Origin of the sequence: Vibrio sp. (genome assembly GCF_038138445.1) — a bacterium.
Lineage (GTDB): Bacteria > Pseudomonadota > Gammaproteobacteria > Enterobacterales > Vibrionaceae > Vibrio.
Map to the genome: position 1 here is coordinate 1 of NZ_JAYQDQ010000164.1, position 3592 is coordinate 3592.

Genomic DNA, 3592 nt, shown 5'->3' on the forward strand with positions numbered 1-3592 from the left:
GCTCTTAAAAGATGGCTATGCACTGGCGGATTTATGAGGGGATCCCTCAGTGCTTGGCATATCTGCTAGGTTTGGGTGATATTGCACATTAAAATCTCACGCCAAACCAGTGGTTTGTATAATAAGCTAACGTATGATGAAAGAAGTCATCATCACATCTGGTCATATAAATTTAGGGTAGTTTTTCATTTGCTATATTTGGCAAATGACAGCTAAGGAAGGGCTGAATATGTTAAATTCAAACTATGACGCAACGCTAACATTTAAGCTGTATGTAATTGCAGGTGTGGTCTTTGCGTTATACGGTGGACGGGTATGTCCCTTTTTAGAAAGCCTTACCTCTAAAGAAATTTTTACCCATATTGGGCTAACTTTCTTATTGCTGTTTCTTACTAGACATTTTTTACTTGCCCACAATCCCCTAATCAAGGAACAAAATCACGCAAGACTCGACTCCACTCTATTTTTTATGGCGTCAATTCCACTAGCGCTATTTTATAACGTCTACTACAGCTTTGGGCTAGATAGTAACTTTAAAGTGATCTTGGGGATGACCTTATTTGGCTTCTTGTCGGGATTAATACTACAACTCTCAAGCAAAATAGAACATTTTGCCAAGATGAAAAATAATGCTGAAATATTCAAACTCAGTGGAGAACGCCAATCTATCGTTAAACAAATGGCTATCATGATCACCGCATTAATCATTACGTTAACAGCTTTGCTTAGTATGGTAGCGGTAAAAGATATTTTTTGGCTGGAACACAACCCCGATCGCCTGCTCGACGGCAGTGGCACCATCAGTGTGCTCAAAGAGTTTTTGTATATCTCGGCAGTGATGACATGTTACGTTGTAACTATACTTGTTCTTTGGGCCAAATTAGCTCGCCAGATTTTACTCTCTCAAGAATCCTCACTACTTGAAGTGACCAAAGGAAACATTGAAAAACGTTTACCTGTTTTTGAGCATAACGAGCTTGGTTCAATGGCCTCTCTTACCAACCACATGTTAGATAGTTTGCAATCGAGCCAAGATGAAGTAAAGACGACAAGAGATGTCGCGATTGTTTCTTTATCTGCATTGGCTGAATCCCGTGACACCGAAACCGGAGCTCATATATTACGGACCCAAGAATACGTAAGAGCCCTTGCCACCTATCTCAGTCAGTTTGATAAACATAACCAGCTACTGACTCCCAGTTATATAGAGCTACTCTATAAATCTGCTCCTTTACATGATGTTGGCAAAGTCGGTATACCTGACAACATTTTACTTAAGCCAGGTCAATTAACCGAAGAAGAATTCGAAATCATGAAAGGCCACCCAGAAATTGGCGCTAATGCCCTTTCAATTGCTGAGAAGCACCTTGGTAGCAATTCATTCCTGCGTCTGGCGAAAGAAATCTCCCTCACTCATCATGAAAAATGGGATGGTAGTGGATACCCAAAATCGCTTGCTGGAGAAGAAATACCAATTTCAGGAAGACTTATGGCAATTGCTGATGTTTACGATGCACTTATCTGTGAACGTGTATACAAAAAAGCTTTTTCGCACGAAAAGGCCAAAGCCATTATCCTCGAAGGGCGCGGATCACACTTTGATCCTGAAATTGTTGATGCGTTCTTAGCAATAGAACAAGAGTTTATCGATATTGCCGATAAATACAGACGTATTGAACGAGAAGAAAACGCTCAGGCCGAGGAAGAAATGCGTGCTCAAGCATAGAAAAGCGGGTATTTCTATGACTTAGATTTATGCGCAGAAATCTCTGCATTTTAGTTTTTTTAGCCATGTTCTAATTATAGCGACACAAAGTTACTTGAATTATGCATTTTATTGCCTGCCAATCTTGTTTCCATAAGCCTAGATAAGGTATAAATAAGCACACTATTACTATCCCTTCTTTCGATTAACACGGATGACCATTATGTTTGAAAAAGTCGCTGCTGCACCCGCCGATCCAATACTCGGGCTAACTGAAGAGTTCAAAAACGATTCTCGTGCAGACAAAATTAACCTTGGTGTTGGTATTTACAAAAATGAACAAGGTCAAACCCCTGTACTGACAACAGTAAAAAAAGCAGAAGCTGCTTTGCTAGAGAACGAAAAGACCAAATCTTACCTGACTATCGAGGGGACTGCCGAGTATGGTCTAGCGGTACAAAAGCTCTTATTTGGTAGTAACGCTGATATCGTAACCAATAAGCTTGCCAAAACAGCTCAAGCTCCTGGTGGTACTGGTGCTTTACGCGTCGCGGCTGAGTTCATCAAACGCCAACTAGGCGATGTAAAGATTTGGATCAGTAATCCTACTTGGGCCAACCATAATGCCGTGTTTGCCGCAGCTGGTTTGGAGACGGCACAATATAGCTATTACAACGCCCAAACAAAAGACAAAGACTTCTCTGCCATGCTAGCGGATTTGGAACGCGCAGAAAAAGGTGATGTTGTTCTTTTACATGGTTGTTGCCATAACCCGACAGGTATTGACCCTACAAGCGAAGAATGGGAAACCCTAGCTAAACTCATCTCTTCTAAACAGCTATTACCACTATTTGACTTCGCTTACCAAGGTTTTGCCAAAGGTGTGGAAGAAGATGCACAAGGCCTGCGTATTTTCTCTAAACATAACAAAGAAATTTTAATCGCAAGCTCATTTTCGAAGAATTTCGGACTTTATAACGAGCGAGTGGGTGCATTCACCCTAGTCGCTGAGTCAGAAAATGTTGCAACAACTGCTTTCTCTCAAGTAAAAGCAATCATACGCTCAATCTATTCTAATCCTCCCGCTCACGGTAGTGCAGTCGTTACGCACATCCTCGATAACGAACAGTTACGTGCGGAGTGGGAAGCAGAAGTGAAAGAAATGCGTGACCGTATCCAAGACATGCGAGAGCTTTTCGTCACAACACTTAAAGAACAAGGTGTGGACGCAGACTTCAGTTTTATCGAACGCCAAAATGGTATGTTCTCATTCTCTGGCCTCTCAAAAGAACAAGTCAATCGCCTCAAAGACGAGTTTGGCATTTATATTGTCGGCTCTGGGCGCATCAGTGTCGCAGGTATGACTCGTTCAAACATGCTGCCACTTTGCAAAGCGATAGCTGCTGTTCTGTAACTAAAATATTATTGTATAGAGGCCAGTATCAACTGGCCTTTTTTCACGGACATCCAGAAGCAGTGGCTAATTAATAAAAATACTTCAGGCTAATACCCACTTCATTCGTCGTAGTCTTGCCGTAGTTCTTGTGAGTGTATAGCCCTGCAATCACAAACATTTCATTTATTTGGTAATCTGCACGCATATTAAAGATATCTTCATCCAAAATATCGCTGCGTCTTAACTCTCCTGTTAACGACATTTGCCAGTATTGGCTTATCTCGTATTTTAAGCTTATATCACCACCCCACATAACCTCATTATCACTAAAAATTTTTTCGTCAGTAATATCATTGGTTTTAGATGACCATACATAGCCTATTTTTACGCCCGCAACTATATCCCAGTTATCTTCCAGCGAATAACTCAATGCCATGCCCTGAGGGATCCCCTCATAAATCCGCCAGTGCATAGCCATCTTTTAAGAGCTG

Annotated in this window: 3 protein-coding genes; 2 read left to right on the top strand and 1 reads right to left on the bottom strand. The window is 41.3% G+C overall.

Annotated elements, in window-relative coordinates:
* Positions 1–229 precede the first annotated feature (229 nt).
* Both AAFM34_RS20585 and AAFM34_RS20590 read left to right on the top strand, forming a co-directional pair.
* Positions 230–1726, top strand: a complete 1497-nt coding sequence (locus AAFM34_RS20585) for an HD domain-containing phosphohydrolase (protein WP_341666087.1) — start codon at positions 230–232, stop codon at positions 1724–1726.
* Between the two features lie 202 nt (positions 1727–1928).
* Positions 1929–3119, top strand: a complete 1191-nt coding sequence (locus AAFM34_RS20590; protein ID WP_341666089.1) for an amino acid aminotransferase — start codon at positions 1929–1931, stop codon at positions 3117–3119.
* A 70-nt stretch (positions 3120–3189) separates the two neighbouring features.
* On the opposite strand, the gene AAFM34_RS20595 is transcribed toward AAFM34_RS20590, so the two are convergent.
* Complete coding sequence (locus AAFM34_RS20595) at positions 3190–3573, bottom strand: hypothetical protein (protein WP_341666091.1); 384 nt, start codon at positions 3571–3573, stop codon at positions 3190–3192.
* Positions 3574–3592 lie beyond the last annotated feature (19 nt).